General features: G+C 64.0%; 15 protein-coding genes and 2 tRNA genes. 4 read left to right on the forward strand and 13 right to left on the reverse strand.

The features are described from left to right. Nucleotides 1–11: 11 nt before the first annotated feature. The 8 genes from rseP to rpsB form a co-directional block, all read right to left on the reverse strand. Complete coding sequence (gene rseP, locus ACEN8I_RS14355) at nt 12–1,388, reverse strand: RIP metalloprotease RseP (protein ID WP_413329165.1); 1,377 nt, start codon at nt 1,386–1,388, stop codon at nt 12–14. A 1-nt stretch (nt 1,389) separates the two neighbouring features. After that, the gene (ispC, locus tag ACEN8I_RS14360; protein WP_413329166.1) at nt 1,390–2,577 is read right to left on the reverse strand and encodes a 1-deoxy-D-xylulose-5-phosphate reductoisomerase; all 1,188 of its coding nucleotides are present in this window, start codon (nt 2,575–2,577) and stop codon (nt 1,390–1,392) included. A 7-nt stretch (nt 2,578–2,584) separates the two neighbouring features. After that, on the reverse strand, nt 2,585–3,445 hold the full coding sequence (locus tag ACEN8I_RS14365) for a phosphatidate cytidylyltransferase (protein WP_413329167.1): 861 nt from the start codon (nt 3,443–3,445) through the stop codon (nt 2,585–2,587). Further along, on the reverse strand, nt 3,445–4,185 hold the full coding sequence (gene uppS / locus ACEN8I_RS14370; RefSeq protein ID WP_413329168.1) for a polyprenyl diphosphate synthase: 741 nt from the start codon (nt 4,183–4,185) through the stop codon (nt 3,445–3,447). The genes ACEN8I_RS14365 and uppS overlap by 1 nt, the downstream gene beginning before the upstream one ends. Nucleotides 4,186–4,212: 27 nt before the next feature. Continuing rightward, on the reverse strand, nt 4,213–4,773 hold the full coding sequence (frr, locus tag ACEN8I_RS14375; RefSeq protein WP_007866405.1) for a ribosome recycling factor: 561 nt from the start codon (nt 4,771–4,773) through the stop codon (nt 4,213–4,215). Between the two features lie 48 nt (nt 4,774–4,821). After that, nucleotides 4,822–5,532 (reverse strand): UMP kinase, encoded by a 711-nt coding sequence (gene pyrH, locus ACEN8I_RS14380; RefSeq protein WP_036838012.1) that lies wholly within the window; start codon nt 5,530–5,532, stop codon nt 4,822–4,824. Nucleotides 5,533–5,595: 63 nt separating this feature from the next. Continuing rightward, nucleotides 5,596–6,510, reverse strand: a complete 915-nt coding sequence (tsf, locus tag ACEN8I_RS14385) for a translation elongation factor Ts (protein ID WP_413329169.1) — start codon at nt 6,508–6,510, stop codon at nt 5,596–5,598. A gap of 125 nt (nt 6,511–6,635) precedes the next feature. Then, entirely contained in the window at nt 6,636–7,385 is a 750-nt protein-coding gene (gene rpsB / locus ACEN8I_RS14390) for a 30S ribosomal protein S2 (RefSeq protein ID WP_413329170.1), read from the reverse strand. A gap of 180 nt (nt 7,386–7,565) precedes the next feature. Here rpsB and ACEN8I_RS14395 point away from each other — a divergent pair, with 180 nt between their 5' ends. The 3 genes from ACEN8I_RS14395 to ACEN8I_RS14405 all read left to right on the forward strand — a co-directional run bounded on the left by ACEN8I_RS14395 (nt 7,566) and on the right by ACEN8I_RS14405 (nt 11,846). Beyond that, nucleotides 7,566–8,918 carry an amidase gene (locus ACEN8I_RS14395; protein ID WP_413329172.1) on the forward strand — a complete coding sequence of 451 codons (1,353 nt, stop codon included), beginning with the start codon at nt 7,566–7,568 and terminating at the stop codon, nt 8,916–8,918. A 127-nt stretch (nt 8,919–9,045) separates the two neighbouring features. Beyond that, nucleotides 9,046–10,305 (forward strand): D-amino acid dehydrogenase, encoded by a 1,260-nt coding sequence (locus tag ACEN8I_RS14400; protein WP_413329173.1) that lies wholly within the window; start codon nt 9,046–9,048, stop codon nt 10,303–10,305. A 47-nt stretch (nt 10,306–10,352) separates the two neighbouring features. Continuing rightward, entirely contained in the window at nt 10,353–11,846 is a 1,494-nt protein-coding gene (locus tag ACEN8I_RS14405) for an NAD(P)H-hydrate dehydratase (RefSeq protein ID WP_413329174.1), read from the forward strand. 12 nt (nt 11,847–11,858) lie between these two features. Here the strand turns inward: ACEN8I_RS14405 and ACEN8I_RS14410 are convergent, their stop codons facing one another. After that, a complete protein-coding gene (locus tag ACEN8I_RS14410) occupies nt 11,859–12,416 on the reverse strand; it encodes a YggT family protein (protein ID WP_413329175.1) in 558 nt (185 codons plus the stop codon). Nucleotides 12,417–12,477: 61 nt separating this feature from the next. Beyond that, the gene (rnr, locus tag ACEN8I_RS14415; RefSeq protein WP_413329219.1) at nt 12,478–14,793 is read right to left on the reverse strand and encodes a ribonuclease R; all 2,316 of its coding nucleotides are present in this window, start codon (nt 14,791–14,793) and stop codon (nt 12,478–12,480) included. Between the two features lie 166 nt (nt 14,794–14,959). Between rnr and ACEN8I_RS14420 the strand changes: the two genes are divergently transcribed. Next, nucleotides 14,960–15,044 (forward strand) — tRNA-Leu (locus ACEN8I_RS14420). Between the two features lie 132 nt (nt 15,045–15,176). Here the strand turns inward: ACEN8I_RS14420 and rimO are convergent. The 3 genes from rimO to ACEN8I_RS14435 form a co-directional block, all read right to left on the reverse strand. Continuing rightward, on the reverse strand, nt 15,177–16,586 hold the full coding sequence (gene rimO, locus ACEN8I_RS14425) for a 30S ribosomal protein S12 methylthiotransferase RimO (protein ID WP_413329176.1): 1,410 nt from the start codon (nt 16,584–16,586) through the stop codon (nt 15,177–15,179). A 103-nt stretch (nt 16,587–16,689) separates the two neighbouring features. Next, complete coding sequence (gene phaR, locus ACEN8I_RS14430) at nt 16,690–17,181, reverse strand: polyhydroxyalkanoate synthesis repressor PhaR (RefSeq protein ID WP_051001938.1); 492 nt, start codon at nt 17,179–17,181, stop codon at nt 16,690–16,692. Between the two features lie 273 nt (nt 17,182–17,454). Beyond that, nucleotides 17,455–17,531, reverse strand: a tRNA-Val gene (locus ACEN8I_RS14435). Between the last annotated feature and the right edge of the window lie 38 nt (nt 17,532–17,569).

Raw genomic sequence — 17,569 nt, forward strand, 5'->3', positions numbered from 1 at the left:
AATGTATGGAATTAGCCCAAGAGCCGGGTGACATCATTAAACAGGGCAACACACATCATGCCCAGCAGGATCGCAACGCCACCGCGCTGCAACCGGTCCATCCAGGCGTCGGACACGCCTCGGCCAGTGATCCCCTCCCAAAGATAATACATCAGGTGCCCCCCATCCAGAACCGGCAGCGGGAGTAAATTCAGGACGCCAAGGCTCACGCTGATCAGGGCCAGGAAGGTCAGGTAATAGCTCCAGCCGAGGCTGGCCGATTTGCCCGCATAGTCCGCAATCGTGAGCGGCCCGCTGAGGTTTTTGAGCGAGGCCTGGCCGGTCAGCATTTTCCCCATCATGCGCAGCGTGAGCGCGGATACCTGCCAGGTGCGGACAGCGCCTTGCCACAAGCCGTCGACAAAGCCGTAGCGCACCGTCACAAGCTCAGACGGAGCGTCCACGGAGGCCTCGATCCGGGGCACCATGGTCCCGTTCACGAGCTTGAGTTCAGGGGTGACCTGCAGCGTCAGCTTCTGCCCTGCGCGGATAATCTGCCAGCTCTGGGGCACGACGGCTACCGCCCCCGCCCCGGAGGTTCGCGCAGAAGTGCGTATGACTTCGCGCAACTGCTGCCCATCAGTGATGGCGGTATCCCCGATATGCACCACCACGTCCCCAGCTTTCAGGCCGGATTTGTCAGCCGGGCTACCGGGCAGGATGTTCCCGATCACGGGGCGGGTCCACGGCCCGAGGATGCCGATTTTGCGGAACAGCTGGGCATCGGCTTCGGGAGCGCTCAGCGTGCTGAGCGCCAGCCGCACCGTCCGCCCGGCACCCGCCGTATCGCCGCCCAGCGCCAGCGTGAGGTCGCGGCCGTCGAGTGCGCCCTGGGTCAGGCGCCAGCGCAGGTCCTCAAAAGAGCGGACGTCCTGGAGCTCATCACCTTCAAAAGCCGCCTGCGCCACCGTTTCCTGGCCGCGCAGGCCGGCTTTTTCCGCGAGCGATCCGGCCACGGGACTGGCGAGAACAGCTTTGGGCTCCTGCAGGCCGCTCCAGTTGAGAATGGCGTACAGCAGCACGGCCAGCAACAGGTTGGCCGCGGGGCCTGCCGCCACCACAGCGGCACGAGATTTCAGCGGCTGGGTGTTGAAGGCCAGGTGACGATCGGCCGGGTCGACGGGCGCTTCGTGCTCGTCCAGCATCTTGACGTAGCCGCCCAGGGGCAGCATGCCGATGGAAAACTCGGTGGACTTGTTCTTGAGTTTCCAGGTGTAAATCGGCTTGCCAAAGCCGATCGAAAATTTGAGGACCTTGATGCCGCAGGCCACGGCCACCCGGTAGTGTCCGTATTCGTGCACGGCAATCAGGATTCCCAGCGTCACAACGAAAGAAACCAGGGTCAGCATGTCAGCGCTCCAGTTGTCCGGCAATGCGAAGGGCAAGGCGGCGAGCCTGCCCATCCAGACCGAGCAGGCCTTCAATATCACTTACCTCTGAGGGCGCCAGCGCCTCCAAAGTTGCGTGATTTACATGGTGAATATGGTCAAAACGTATGCGTTTTTCAAGAAAGGCGGCGACGGCCACCTCATTGGCCGCATTGAGTACGGCGGTGCTGCCCACGGGGCCGTTCAGCACCTCCCAGGCCAGCGGCAACCCCGGGAAACGCGCGTCATCGGGCACTTCGAAGGTCATGGTGGCCAGCGACCGAAAATCCAGGGCCTTGGCCCCCGACACCACCCGGTCCGGCCAGGCCAGGCCGTAGGCGATGGGAACGCGCATGTCGGGCGTTCCGAGCTGCGCCACCACCGAGGTGTCGCGGTACTGGACCATGGAATGGATGATGCTTTGGGGATGGATCACAACTTCGATCTGCTCCGGCGTCAGGCCGAACAGGTACTTCGCCTCGATCACCTCCAGGGCCTTGTTCATCATGGTGGCCGAGTCGACCGAGATTTTCCGGCCCATCACCCAGTTCGGGTGGGCGCAGGCCTCGTCGGGCGTGACATGGCGCAGGCTGGCTGCATCGCGGGTGCGGAAGGGCCCGCCGGAGGCGGTCAGGATGATTTTTTCGACACGGTCGCCCCAGGTCGCGGCGTCTTCGGGCAGGGACTGGAAGATGGCCGAGTGCTCGCTGTCGATGGGCAGCAGCTTGGCGCCGCCGGCGCGCACAGCCTGCATGAAGACCTCGCCGCCCACCACCAACGCTTCCTTGTTGGCCAGCAGCAGGCGTTTGCCCGTGCGGGCCGCCGCCATGCAGGGCGCCAGGCCCGCCGCCCCCACGATGGCCGCCATAACGGTGTCCACCGATTCATGGGAGGCGATCATTTCCAGCGCATCGGGTGCCGACAGCACCTGCACAGGCAATTGATGGGCCTTGACTTTGTCGGCCAGCTGACGGGCATGCGGCTCGCTCGCCATCACGGCATAGCGCGGCTTGAACTGGACGCACTGGGCCAGCATCAGGTCGACCTGGGTCGCCGCGCTGAGCGCGAACACTTCAAAACGCTCGGGATGGCGCGCAATCACGTCCAGCGTGTTGACGCCTATGGACCCGGTGGAGCCCAGAACGGTGATGCGCTGCTTGCTGAAGGACATACCGGGCTTAAAGGGTGACCAGCATCATGGCCAGGGGCAGCGTGGGCAACAGGGCGTCGACGCGGTCCAGCACCCCACCGTGGCCGGGCAGCAGGCCGCTGGAGTCCTTGACGCCCGCGCTGCGCTTGATCAGCGATTCGACCAGGTCGCCCACCACACTCATGGCCGCCAGGAAAATAACCGCCAAAAGCATGACCCACAAACCGTGGCTGGCCACCAGCCGGCTGTAAAGCGTGGCCTCGCCCCAAAAACCGGCGCCGCCCACAGCAGCGCCCGTGTAAACCCAGGCGAGCGACAGCGCGACCACACCGGCCATGCCGCCCCAGACACCCTCCCAGCTTTTGCCCGGGCTGATCGAAGGCGCGAGCTTGCCCTTGCTGAAGCGGCCACCGAAAGTACGCCCGGCGAAGTAGGCAAAGATATCGGCCACCCAGACCAGCAGCAGCACGGACAGCAGGAAATTGATACCGGCGACACGCGCCTGGGCGACGGCCAGCCAGGCCAGCCACAATGCGACCAGCCCCGCCGCGAGCCGCAGTGCCTTGGGAATTTGCGGCCAGCCGGCCACGCCCTTGCGCAGCAACCAGCCACCGGCCAGCACCCAGGCGGCGCCGGCGGCGGCCCAGAGCATGGGCAAGGATTTATCCAGCAGGCCGACGTACCAGGACAGCGCGCAGGCCGCCACGCTCACAAGGCCCAACCCCACCGAAACGCCCTGCCCGTAGCCGTTGAGTCGGCCCCATTCCCAGGCACCCGCCGCGATCAGCAACAGCGCCACGGCGCAAAAGGGCTGAGGGGTGGAATAAAAAAGTGCGGGCAGCAGGATGGCCAGCAAGACAATCGCCGTGATGACACGCTGTTTAAGCATCAAGCCGCCTTTGCATTGTGGTTGTTGCCCTGGCCGCTGACCTGCGCGGAGGTCTGGCCAAAGCGCCGCTCGCGGGTGCGAAAAACGGCGATTGCCTCATCGAGTGCTGCCTCGTCGAACTCGGGCCACAGCTTGTCGGAAAAATGCAGTTCCGAATAGGCCGCCTGCCAGAGCAGGAAGTTGCTGATGCGCAGCTCGCCACCCGTGCGTATCAGCAGGTCCGGGTCGGGCACGTGCGCCATCGCCATCGCCCGGTCCAGCGACAGCTCGGTGATGGCCTCGCCGCGGCTCGCCAGCTTCTGCGCGGCCTGCGCGATGTCCCAGCGGCCGCCGTAATTGAAGCAGACATTAAAGACCAGCCGGCTGTTGGCCGAGGTATCCAGTTCGGCCTTTGCCAAGCCGGCCCTGACCTTCTCGGAGAGCCGTTCACGGTCGCCGATGAAGTGCAACTGCACGCCATTTTCATTGAGGCTGGGCACTTCCTTGGCCAGCGACAGGGCCAGCAGCTCCATCAGGCCCGACACCTCTTCGGAAGGCCGGTTCCAGTTCTCCGATGAAAACGCGAACACCGTCAACACGCCAATGCCGCGCTCCAGACAGGCGCGCACGCAACGGCTCAGCGAATCAACACCCTGCTTGTGGCCCGCGATGCGGGGCAAAAACCGCTTGGTCGCCCAACGGCCATTGCCGTCCATGACGATGGCGATATGGCGCGGGACCGGATGGGAGGTGGTGGCCATGGACAATTCAGGCCAGACGCTGAAGCGTCAAACCGCCATGATGTCTTGTTCCTTGCCGGCGACCAGTTTGTCGACTTCGGCAATGAAACGGTCGGTGAACTTCTGGATGTCGTCCTGGGCGCGGCGTTCGTCGTCCTCGGACGCGAGCTTTTCCTTGACCAGTTTTTTGATGCCGTCGTTGGCATCGCGGCGCAGGTTGCGAATGGCGACCTTGGCGTGCTCGCCCTCGGAGCGCACAACCTTGGTGAGCTCCTTGCGGCGCTCTTCGGTCATCGGCGGCATGGGGACACGGATCAGGTCGCCCTGCGCCGCCGGGTTGAGCCCGAGGTCGGAATCGCGGATGGCTTTTTCAATCTTGGCGCCCATGCCCTTTTCCCAAGGCGAGACGCTGATGGTGCGCGCGTCGAGCAGCGACACGTTGGCAACCTGGCTGATCGGTACCATGGAGCCGTAGTAGTCGACATGCACGGTGTCGAGCAGGCCGGGGTTGGCGCGACCGGTGCGGATCTTGGTCAGGCCGTTCTTGAACGAGTCGATGGACTGCAGCATTTTTTGCTCTGCCAGCTGCTTGACGTCAGCAATGCTCATGGTCGGATCTCCGGATTTTTATGGCGAAAAAAAGCAAGCCCTGCAGGCTCAGACGTGAACCAGTGTTCCCTCGTCTTCTCCCTGCACCACGCGCTTGAGTGCGCCGTGCTTGAAGATGCTGAACACCTTGATGGGCAGCTTCTGGTCGCGGCACAGCGCAAAGGCGGTGGCATCCATGACCTCGAGGTTTTTGCCCATGGCTTCATCAAAGGTGATGTTCGTGTAGCGCGTGGCCTTCGGGTCCTTCTTGGGGTCCGCAGTGTACACACCGTCGACCTTGGTAGCCTTGAGCACGATCTCGGCGCCTATCTCGGCGCCGCGCAGCGCTGCCGCCGTGTCGGTGGTGAAAAAAGGATTGCCGGTGCCGGCCGCGAAAATAACGACCTTGCCCTCTTCGAGGTACTGCAAGGCCTTGGGGCGGACATAAGGCTCGACCACGCGCTCAATGCCGATGGCCGACATCACGCGAGCGATCAGGCCGGCCTTGTCCATGGTGTCGCCCAAAGCCAGGGCATTCATCACGGTGGCCAGCATGCCCATGTAGTCGGCGGTGGCACGGTCCATGCCGACCGAGCCGCCCGCAACGCCGCGGAAAATATTGCCGCCGCCAATCACCACCGCCACTTCGACGCCCATGCGGGTGACCTCGGCAATTTCTTCAACCATGCGCACGATAGTGGCGCGGTTGATGCCGAAGGCATCGTCACCCATCAGGGCCTCACCTGACAGTTTTAACAAGATTCGCTTGTAGGCTGGCATGTGAGGGACTTTCTGTGGTTGAAGTGAAGGGGAGTTTAGCGGCCTTCCGGCTAGGCAGAGTGCTTAGGCGCCCTTGGCGGCTGCGACCTGAGCGGCGACTTCGGCGGCGAAATCGTCGACCTTCTTCTCGATGCCTTCGCCCACCACGTATAACGTGAAGGACTTGATCTTGGTCGCTTTTTCCTTGAGCATTTGCTCAACGGTCTGCTTGTCGTTCTTGACGAAAGTCTGGTTGTACAGGCTGACTTCCTTCAGGTACTTTTGCACGCCGCCTTCGATACGCTTTGCAACAATTTCAGCGGACTGCACAGGCTTGCCTTCGGCCTGGGCCTTGGCGGCATCTTCAGCAGCCTTGGCAGCGGCCACCGAGCGCTCTTTGGCGACCAGTTCGGCTGGAACTTCGGCGCTGGACAGCGACACGGGCTTCATCGCGGCCACGTGCATGGCGACGTCCTTGGCGGCGGCTTCGTCGCCTTCAAACTCCACCACCACGCCGATGCGCGTGCCGTGCAGATAAGAAGCCAGCTTGCTGCCGGTAAAACGCTTGAAGCGGCGCACGCTCATGTTTTCACCGATCTTGCCGATCAGGCCCTTGCGCACGTCTTCGACCGTGGGGCCGAAACCGTCCAGCGACAGGGGCATAGCGCCCACGGCTTCCACGTCGGCCGGGTTGTTCTTGACGATGCCTTCGACCACGCCTTTGGTGAAAGCCAGGAAGCTGTCGTTCTTGGTCACAAAGTCGGTTTCGCAGTTGACTTCAACCAGCGCGCCCACATCGCCTTCGCGGTGCGCGGCCACCACGCCTTCGGCGGTGACGCGAGAAGCGGCCTTGCCGGCCTTGCTACCGAGCTTGACGCGCAGGATTTCTTCGGCTTTTTCGAAGTTGCCTTCCGCCTCAGTCAGTGCCTTCTTGCACTCCATCATCGGGGCGTCGGTTTTGGCGCGCAGTTCAGCGACCATGCTTGCAGTAATTGCCATTTTGATTCTCCGTTTATCGTGTTCACAGGAATGGACCGACAGGGCCCATCCCTTCTTGATGCTTGAGTTGTGAAAAAGGGGCTACGCGAGCCCCTTTTTCGCGTCTGGCGCAGAGCCGAAAACTATCAGGCTGCGTTGTCCACTTCCACGAACTCGTCCGAGCTCTCGGCGGAAACCGCCTTGACAACGTCGTTCACGGCGTTGGCGCGGCCTTCCAGGATCGCGTCGGCGATACCGCGGGCATACAGCGCCACGGCCTTGGAGGAGTCATCGTTGCCGGGGATCACGTAATCGATGCCGATGGGCGAGTGGTTGGAGTCAACCACGCCGATCAGAGGGATACCGAGCTTCTTGGCTTCCAGGATCGCAATTTTGTGGAAACCCACGTCGATCACGAAGATGGCGTCCGGCAGGGCGTTCATGTCCTGAATGCCGCCGATGTCCTTCTCAAGCTTTTCGATTTCGCGCTTGAAGGTCAGCTGTTCTTTTTTGCTGATGGATTCGAGGCCGGCTTCCTGCTGGGCCTTCATCTCTTTCAGGCGTTTAATCGAGGTCTTGACCGTCTTGAAGTTGGTCAGCATGCCGCCCAGCCAGCGCTGGTCAACGTAAGGAACGCCAGCGCGCTTGGCTTCGGTCGCGACGATCTCGCGGGCCTGGCGCTTGGTGCCCACCATCAGGATGGTGCCGCGGTTGGCGGACAGCTGCTTGGCGAACTTCATCGCCTCCTGGTACATCGGCAGCGATTTTTCCAGGTTGATGATGTGAATACGGTTGCGATGGCCGAAGATGTAGGGGGCCATCTTGGGGTCCCAGAAGCGGGTTTGGTGTCCGAAATGAACGCCTGCTTCCAGCATTTCGCGCATAGTGGTCGACATAAAAATACTCCAAAAGGTTGTGTCTAAAATCAGCGCTTATCGCCCCATCATTGAGATTTATGGGGCAACACCTTGGGTGGCTGATTTGCGATTTGCATTGCAAATAACAAAATCGTCATTTGCAAAGCCTGTCGAGTATAACATCCCTCCGCCCTCTTCTCCTGAGCCTCCTCCCATCCCATGAGCCAGCCCCCCTTTCCCGGCGACCTTCATGCCGTCCGCCAGGCACTCCAGGCAGGCCATCTGCAAGCCCCGGACATCCTGGCGCAAGCCGCCCTGGCCGCGCAAAGTGAGGCCTGCCGCCATGTTTTCATGCCCGACTCGCCGGCAAACCCGGCTGAAACGGTGAAAGACACCCCCTCCGGCAATGCCGGGCTGGCGCTTGCCGGGATTCCGGTGTCCGTCAAGGACTTGTTCGACGTGGCCGGCCAGGTCACCGCCGCCGGCTCCAAAGTGCTGGCGCAAGCCGCCCCGGCCCAGGCCGACTGCCCCGCGGTGGCCCGGCTCAAGGCCGCCGGCGCGGCGCTGGTGGGCCGCACCAACATGGTCGAATTCGCCTTTTCGGGCGTGGGCATCAACCCGCACTACGGAACGCCCGTCAACCCGGCCGACCCGGCCACGGCGCGCATCCCGGGCGGCTCTTCGTCGGGCGCGGCGGTGTCGGTGGCCACCGGCGCGGCCTTGGTGGGCCTGGGTTCGGACACGGGCGGCTCCATCCGCATTCCCGCGGCACTGTGCGGCATCGTCGGCTTCAAAAGCACGGCCCGCCTGGTGCCGACCACAGGCGCCCTGCCGCTGTCCACCAGCCTGGACACCATATGCGCCCTGACGCGCTCGGTGCGCGACGCGGTCACCGTGCACGAGGTGCTGGCGGCGCGCCAGGTCGGGCTGACCGGCAAGCCCCTGTCCGGCCATCGCCTGGCCGTGGCCGGCACGCTGATGCAGGACGCCTTGAGCCGCACGGTGGCCCAGGCCTTTGAACGCAGCCTGCAGGTCTTGCGCGAGGCCGGCGCGAAGATCGTGGAGATCCCGCTCGGGGAAATCACCGAGCTAGCGGCTATCAACGCCACCGGCGGCCTGTCGGCGGCCGAAAGCTACGCTTGGCACCGCAAGCTGATCGCCGAGCACCAGGCCGGCTACGACCCGCGTGTCGCGCTGCGCATATTGCGCGGCGCCAGCATGAGCGCTGCCGACTACATCGACCTGCTGGCGGCGCGCAAGGACTGGATCACCCGCATGGAAGCGCGCCTGGACGGCTTTGATGCCGTGCTGTCACCCACCGTGCCCCTGGTCGCGCCGCCCATCGCCGGTCTGCTGAGCGACGACACCGAGTTTTTCAGGGTCAACGGCCTTTTGCTGCGCAACACCTCGGTGGTTAACATGCTCGACGGCTGCGCGATTTCCCTGCCCTGCCACACGCCCGGCCAGTTACCCGTGGGCCTGATGCTGTGGCACTCGGCCCTGCATGACGACGCGGTGCTGGACCTGGCCTTGCAAGTGGAAGCCGCCCTGGCGCAGTCGCTGCAACAATAATCGCCGCAAACCCGTCCTCCCTCCTGTCCGGGCTCGCGGCCTGCTCACCCATAAAAAAAACAATGCACAACAAAATTTACCGTCCCAAGCGCCCCGCGCCCACAACACGCCACCGCGGAGCCTTCGCATGAGAATCGCCGTCATTGGCGCCGGCATCATCGGCATCACCACCGCCTACGAACTGGCACTGGACGGCCACGAGGTCACGGTGTTCGAGCGACGCGGCGCCGCAGCCGAAGAAACCAGCTTTGCCAACGCCGGCCTGGTCGCGCCCGGCTATGTCACGCCCTGGGCCGCGCCCGGCATGCCGCGCAAGGTCCTCAGTCACCTGTTCAGCCGCCACGCCCCGGTCAAGCTCGGCTTGCCGCTGTCGGCCGGCGAACTCGCGTGGATGTGGCAGTGGTTTCGCGCCTGCAAGCTGGACACCTACCTGGCCAACCGCGCGCGCATGCAGCGCCTGGCTTTTTACAGCCGCGAAAGGCTGCACCACCTGACGGCCGAGTTGCAGCTCGAATACGACGGCAGCCCCGGCTACATGGTGCTGCTGCGTTCCGAAAAAGACAGCAAGCTGGTGCAGCCCGGCCTGGCGGTACTGCGCGACGCGGGCGTAACCTTCAAGGAAATCGGCCCCGAGGAGGTCCTCAAGATCGAACCAGCGCTAAACCCAGACACCCCCTTCCTGGGTGCCGTGCACCTGCCCAATGACGAGGTGGCCAATTGCCGGCAGTTCGCGCTGCTGCTAAAGAACGAGGCCCAGCGCCTTGGCGTGAATTTTGAGTTCAACACCACGGTGGCGCGGCTGGAGCAGGGGCAGCCCGCCAGCCTGATCATCGCCGGTGAAAGCACGCCGCGCGGCTTCAACCGGGTGGTCATGTGTGCGGGCCTGGCCTCGGCGCAGCTCTTGAGGCCGCTGGGCCTGAAAATCCCGATGGCCGCGGTCTACGGCTACTCCATCAGCGCGCCGATTCGCGAACCCCTGAACGCGCCGCGCAGCGCGCTGATGGATGAACGCTACAAGGTCGCGATTTCGCGCATGGGCAACCGCGTGCGGGTGGCCGGCAGCGCCGAAATCGGTGGCTCGCTGGACAACAAGCGCGCCGCCTCGCTGCAAACCCTTTACAAGGTTCTGCACGACTGGTTTCCGGGCGCGGCCCAGCTCTCCAACACCGGCTCCAGCGTGCAGGAATGGAAAGGCGCCAGGCCCATGCTGCCTGACGGGCCGCCCATCATCGGCGACAGCGGCATTCCCGGCCTCTGGCTCAACCTGGGCCATGGCTCCAGCGGCTGGGCGCTCAGTTGCGGCAGCGCGCGGACGCTGGCCGACCTCATAGCCAGCAAAAGCACCGACATCGACATGGAAGGCCTGGGCGTCGCGCGCCTGGCTTGAGCCCGACTCGCCGGGCTTTTTTGCGCCCGTAGCCGCACAATCGGGCCATGCGAAGAATTTCCAGCGCCCACAGCGAGCCGCTTCACGGCGTGGCGGCCACCCGCGAACTTGAACGGCTCGCCGCCGCCGGCCTGCCGCCGCACACGCTGATGCAGCGGGCCGGCCTGGCGGTCGCGCGCCTGACGCTGGCCCTGGCGCCACACGCGCGGCACGTCTGGATCGCCTGCGGCCCCGGCAACAACGGCGGCGACGGATTCGAGGCCGCCATGCACCTGCATCGGTGGGGCAAAAACGTGACACTGACCTGGACCGGCCTGCCGCCCGGAAAAGCCGATCAGCCGCCCGACGCCCAGGCCTCGCGCGAACGGGCCTTGGCCGCCGGCGTGCCCATGGCCGCACAACCGCCCGAGGACTTCGATTTCTGCATAGACGCCCTGCTGGGCCTGGGCGGAACGTTGGACCCAGCCCGGCCGGGCACGGCCCTGATGCTGCAATGGCTGGCGCGCATGCAGGCCGGTGCCACCCCACGGCTGGTGGTGGACCTGCCGACCGGCCTGGATGCCGACACTGGGACTTTCAACGCCGGGCCAGCCACAGTCTCAGATGTCTTTACCTTGAGCCTTTTGACCCTAAAGCCCGGCTTGTTCACGGCGGACGGCCGTGACTGCGCGGGCCAGGTGTGGTTTGACGACCTCGGCACGGCGACCGCTGGCGCGCCGGCACCGGATGCCTGGCTGCTGGGCGCCGACCGGGCCTTGCGCGCACCCAGGCAGGCCAGCCCGCATGCCAGCCACAAAGGCAGCTTCGGCGATGTAGCGATACTGGGCGGGGAGTCCACAGCCCACAGCCATATGGCGGGCGCCGCGCTGCTGGCTGCGCGGGCCGCGCTGCATGCGGGCGCGGGCCGTGTGTATGTGGCGCTGCTCGGCAGCCCGGCGCTCAGCACGGACCCCCAACAGCCTGAATTGATGTTCCGCGCCCCTGAAGCGCTGGACCTGGCGCGGCAAGTGGTGGTGTGCGGCTGTGGCGGCGGCGATGCCGTGCGCGCCGTGCTGCCCAAGGTGCTGTCGGCGGCGCCGCGGCTGGTGCTCGACGCGGACGCGCTCAACGCCATCGCCGGGGACACGCAGTTGCAGGCCCAGCTCGCGGCCCGCCGCCACCGCGGCTATGCGACGGTGCTCACGCCCCATCCGCTCGAAGCCGCCCGGCTGGCCGGGACCAGCGCCCAAGAGGTGCAAGCCGACCGCCTGGTTCACGCCCGTCAGTTGGCTGAGCGCTTTCAGTGCGTCGTGGTCCTCAAGGGCTCGGGAACCGTGATCGCCGCGCCTGGACAGGCCAGCGCCATCAACAGCAGCGGCAATGCCCTGCTGGCCACGGCGGGCACGGGAGATGTGCTGGCCGGCATGCTGGGGGCCCGCATGGCCGGGGGATTTGAGGCCTTTGAAGCGGCATGCGGTGCCGTGTTTGGCCACGGCCGCCTGGCCGATGAATGGCCCGGCGGCGGGCAGGCGCTGACGGCGTCGTCGCTGGCCAACGCCTAGATCACCAGGCCACTAAACCAGGACCATCAAGGCGATCTGCAACAGCACGATCAGCACCAGCGCCGAGATGTCGACCCCGCCCACAACGGGGATCACCCGGCGCAGCGGCGCCAGCACAGGCTCGGTCAGGCGGCCCAGCAGAATGTAGGCTGGCGAACCGGGCTGGACCCACGAAAGGATGGCAAAGCCGAGCACCAAAATGAACAGGGTTTGCAGCGCCACGCGCACCAGCATCTTGAGCGCGAACGACAGCAGCGTTAGCAGGACTGCAGGCGCCAGCTCAAGCGCGCCTAGCAGCAGGCCGAACAGCACGGCCCACAGCAGCGCATAAACCAGCGCCAGCACCACGGCGGCGATCACGCTGGCCCAGTCCACCCGCGATTGCGCCAACGATCTGGGCAAGGCACGGCGCAGGGGCTTGACCAGCCAGTCGGTCAGGGCCATCACAAAACGGCCGGGCTGGGCGCTCATGTTGACCCGAACCCAGTTCATCCAGGCGCGCAGCAGTGCGGCCGCAATCAGCACAAAGAAGATGGTTTCAAGAAGAAACGCCAGGATACGGATCAGCATGCGCGGCCTGTCCTGTGTGAGAGAAGATGGAAAAAACAATCCATGGCCATTTCCCGGACTCCTAGCGACGGGGCTTCTTGCCCTGTTTGCGACCGGGGTTGCCGGCGGCCTTCTTGACGGCTGCCTTCAAGGCCTGGATGGGCGACTTGGGCGCACGCTCGCTGCCGGCACTGTTACGTCCAGAACTGCCGCCACGGCTGCTGGAGCGGGTTTCCGTTCGCTTGCCGACCGTCTTTTTGCCGGCTTTGCCGGTCCGGGGTTCGGCAGCATGGCGCGCGGTGCCGCGCTCCTGGGCCGGCAGCTCCGTGGCATGGCCGCCGGTCTTGTCCTTCATGGCGCGGCCGACCAGGTCCTGGCCTTCGTTCACCAGCCGGAAGTCGATCTTGCGGCCGTCCAGGTCCACCCGGCTGACCTGCACCCTCACCCGCGTACCGATGGCATAGCGTATGCCGGTGCGCTCCCCGCGCAATTCCTGGCGGGCCTCATCGAAGCGGAAGTATTCGCCGCCCAGCTCGGTGATGTGCACCAGGCCCTCGACGTACATCGCGTCCAGCGTGACGAAGATGCCGAAACCGGTGGCCGCGGTGACGACGCCGCCGAACTCCTCGCCCAGGTGTTCGCGCATGTATTTGCACTTGAGCCAGGCCTCGACATCGCGGCTGGCTTCGTCGGCGCGGCGCTCATTGGCGCTGCAATGCAGGCCGGCGGCCTGCCAGGCGAGTTCGTCGGCGCTGGCTTTTTTCGGCTTCTGCGTGGGCTCCTTGACGCGCGAAGCCAGCCTCTTGGACAGCTTCGCCTCGGCCTCGCCCGGCGTGGGCAGGGTCGGTAACTGGTATTTGGCCTTGTTGAGCACCGCCTTGATGACGCGGTGCACCAGCAAATCGGGGTAGCGCCGGATCGGGCTGGTGAAGTGCGTATAGGCCTCGTAAGCCAGGCCGAAGTGGCCGCTGTTCATGGGCGTGTAGATGGCCTGCTGCATGGAGCGCAGCAGCATGGAGTGGATTTGCTGCGCGTCCGGCCTGTCCTTGGTGGCCAGCGCGATGCGCTGGAACTCACCGGGCTCCGGGTCGTCGCTGATGGTCATGCCGACGCCGGCGGCCTTCAGGTAGTTGCGCAGCATCTCCTTCTTCTCGGGCGTCGGCCCCTCGTGCACGCGGTACAGGCCCACGTGCTTGCTCTGCGAGATGAAGTCTGCCGAGCAGACGTTGGCGGCCAGCATGGCCTCCTCGATCAGGCGGTGAGCCACGTTGCGGGTACGGGGCACGATTTTTTCAATGCGCCCCGCTTCATCGCAGACGATTTGCGTTTCGGTAGTTTCAAAGTCCACCGCGCCGCGCACACCGCGCTCCTTGAGCAAGGCCTGGTAAACATCGTGCAGATCGAGCAAGTGCGGCACCAGCGCCTTGCGCTGCGCGGCTTCGGGGCCGCGCGTGTTGGCCAGGATGGCGGCGACCTCGGTGTAGGTAAAGCGCGCGTGGCTGAACATCACCGCCGGGTAGAACTGGTAGGCGTGAACCTCGCCCTTGGCATTGACCAGCATGTCGCAGACCATGCACAGGCGCTCGACGTTGGGGTTGAGCGAGCACAGGCCGTTGGAGAGTTTCTCCGGCAGCATGGGAATCACGCGGCGCGGGAAGTACACGCTGGTGGCGCGGTCATAGGCATCGATGTCGATGGCGCTGCCGGTTTCCACATAGTGGCTCACGTCGGCAATCGCCACCAGCAGGCGCCAGCCCTTGCCGCGGCCGACTTTGGCCGGCTCGCAATACACGGCATCGTCAAAGTCGCGGGCGTCTTCGCCGTCTATGGTGACCAGCGGTACGTCGGTCAGGTCGATACGGTGCTTTTTGTCGGTGGGCCGCACGGCGTCCGGCAAGGCACGGGCCAGGGCCAGCGCCTCGTCGCTGAATTCATGCGGCACGCCGTATTTGCGCACCGCGATTTCGATTTCCATGCCGGGGTCGTCAATCTCTCCCAGCACTTCCTTGACGCGGCCCACGGGCTGGCCGAACAGCGCCGGCGGCTCGGTGAGTTGCACCACCACCACCTGGCCGGCCTTGGCCGTGCCGGTGGCGCCCTTGGGGATCAGCACGTCCTGGCCGTAGCGCTTGTCTTCGGGCGCGACCAGCCAGACGCCGCTTTCCTGCAACAGGCGGCCGATGATGGGGTTGGAGGAGCGCTCGATGATCTCGGTCACGCGGCCTTCGGGCCGGTTTTTGCGGTCATGCCGCACGATGCGCGCCTTGACGCGGTCCTTGTGCAGCACCGCGCGCATTTCATTGGGCGGCAGGTAAATATCGGCCTCGCCGTCGTCGCGCAATACGAAACCATGGCCGTCGCGGTGGCCGGAAACGGTGCCCTCGAATTCAGCGAGCAGACCGGAGGAATGGGCGGACGATCCGCCCGTATGGGAATGAGTTGTTTTGATAAAAAGTCTCTTTTGTTGGGGGCTGCTGGTTTTGAGTATGCAGCCGAAATATTTCAGGAAAATTTGCGGGCCAGGGCCTCAGAATGCGTTCAAGTAATGGTACACTGCTAGCTGTGCCCGGGTGGCGGAATTGGTAGACGCGCACGGTTCAGGTCCGTGTATCGCAAGATGTGGAGATTCGAGTTCTCTCCCGGGCACCAGATACACCAAACAGCTTTGCCAGACTCTGAAACGAGCTCTGGAAGAAAGCAAGATTAAAGCCACTGTGACCCAGTGGCTTTTTTTGTTTCCGGGCCCCGCCTTGCGACCCGGTTTCTCGTGCGCCGGCTTGATCAAACAGGCACGGCCACCAGGTCGTGGCCCTGGGTTCCGACGATGCGGGCCCGGGTGAATTCGCCGACTTTCAGCGTCTTGCTGATTTTCTCGGGCGGCAGCAACTTGACCACGCCGTCGATCTCGGGCGCATCGGCATAGGAACGCCCGATACCGCCCTTTCGGCCCATCGCGGGTGCCGAATCCACCAGAACCTGCATGGTCGCGCCTATGCGCTGCTGCAGCTTCTGGCTGGAAACCGCCTCCGCCACGGCCATGAAACGGGCGCGCCGCTCTTCACGCAATTCCATCGGCAACATGCCCGGAATGTCGTTGGCCGTAGCGCCTTCCACGGCGCTGTAGGCAAAGCATCCCGCGCGGTCGATTTTGGCTTCGCGCATGAAATCGAGCAGGTGCTCGAACTCGGCCTCGGTCTCACCGGGAAAGCCGGCAATGAAAGTGCTGCGAATCACGATCTCGGGGCAAATTTCGCGCCAGCGCGCAATGCGCTCGAGGTTTTTCTCACCGCTGGCCGGCCGCTTCATGCGCTTGAGCACATCCGGATGGCTGTGCTGCAGCGGAACGTCCAGGTAAGGCAACACCTTGCCGGTGGCCATCAGCGGCAGCACTTCATCCACACTGGGGTACGGATACACGTAATGCAAGCGCACCCAGGCGCCATAGGACTCGGCGATCTCGCCCAGCGCCTGCACCAGCTCCAGCATGCGTGTCTTGACGGGCTTGCCGTCCCAGAAGCCGGTTCGGTATTTCACGTCCACGCCGTAGGCCGAGGTGTCCTGGCTAATCACCAGCAATTCTTTCACGCCGCCCTCAAACAGTGCACGCGCCTCGTTGAGCACATCGCCTATGGGCCGCGACACGAGATCGCCGCGCATCGAAGGGATGATGCAGAAGGTGCAGCGGTGGTTGCAGCCTTCGCTGATTTTCAGGTAGGCATAGTGCCGGGGCGTGAGCTTGATGCCCGCAACACCGAAAGCGTTGGGAACCAGGTCCACAAAAGGATCATGCGGTTTGGGCAAATTCAGGTGCACCGCGTCCATGACTTCCTGCGTGGCATGCGGGCCGGTCACGGCCAGCACGCTGGGATGCATCTGGCGCACCAGGTTGCCGCCGTCCTCGCCAGCCTTTGCGCCCAGGCAACCGGTGACGATGACCCGGCCGTTTTCGGCCAGCGCCTCGCCTATGGTGTCCAGGCTTTCCTTGACCGCGTCGTCGATAAAACCGCAGGTGTTGACGATGACCAGGTCCGCGCCCTCAAAGGTCTTGGAGGTCTGGTAACCCTCAGCACTCAGCTGCGTGAGGATCAGCTCGGAGTCGGTCAGGGCTTTGGGGCAGCCCAGGCTGACAAAACCAACGCGGGGCGCGGCCTTGGCGTTGGCAGGGGCGGAGGGGGAAATTACGTCGCTCATGGGGTCTATTGTCTCAGGGTAGGCGTCAGGGCGAACCGTGAACCCCGGATGGCCTTCAACGGCCTGTATGTGCGCGGGCACAAGGCCCGGCGTTCAGTTCAATTCATTTCTTGAGGCCGAAGGCCTGCAGCATCTGCTCGCTTTGCTTTTGCATCTGCTCTTGCATTTGCGTGAAAACGTTCTTGGATTGCTCCACATAAGTACCCATCATTCCTTGCATCATGGGCGACTGCGCATTCATGAACTGCGCCCACATCTCAGGTGTCAGCCCCTTGGACTGCTCGGCCATCTTGACCTGCAAGTCCATAAAGCTCTGGACATTTTTCTCCAGGTACGCACCCATGAAGCCCTGCATCGCATTACCGTAAAAACGGATGATGTTGGCCAGCACGGCCTCGGTGAACATGGGCGCGCCGCCGGTTTCTTCCTCGAGAATGATCTGCAGCAGAATGCTGCGCGTCAGGTCTTCGTTGGTCTTGGCATCGCGCACCACAAAGTCTGCGCTCTCCATCACCAGCTGCCGCACTTCGGTGAGCGTGATGTAGGTCGAGGTCTCGGTGTCGTAGAGCCGTCGGTTCGGGTACTTCTTGATCACGCGGGACGCCGCAGCCTTGCCGGCAGCCCGGCCGCTTTTGGCGCCGGAATTACCGTCGGCAGCCGTATCGCCCTGTGAAGGCGGAAGGCCGGATGCCGGGCTGGTGGATTTGCTTTTTGGCACTGATTTCTCCTCTGAATGACGGCCAGCGACCAGGCGCCGGGGTTCAATACATTCTAGGAATTCTGATGTACACAATCCCCTTGGTTTACCCTGTGTGATGGGCCCGCATCATGGATGCGAAAGCCTGGACAGGAACCGTTTCGAGGGAATTGGTAGGCGCGATTGGACTCGAACCAACGACCCCCACCATGTCAAGGTGGTGCTCTAACCAGCTGAGCTACGCGCCTAAGGACTGTTCGAAGCTAGCAGTATAACATCTTTTCGC

The organism is Polaromonas sp. CT11-55, assembly GCF_047303325.1.
Taxonomy (GTDB): domain Bacteria; phylum Pseudomonadota; class Gammaproteobacteria; order Burkholderiales; family Burkholderiaceae_C; genus Polaromonas.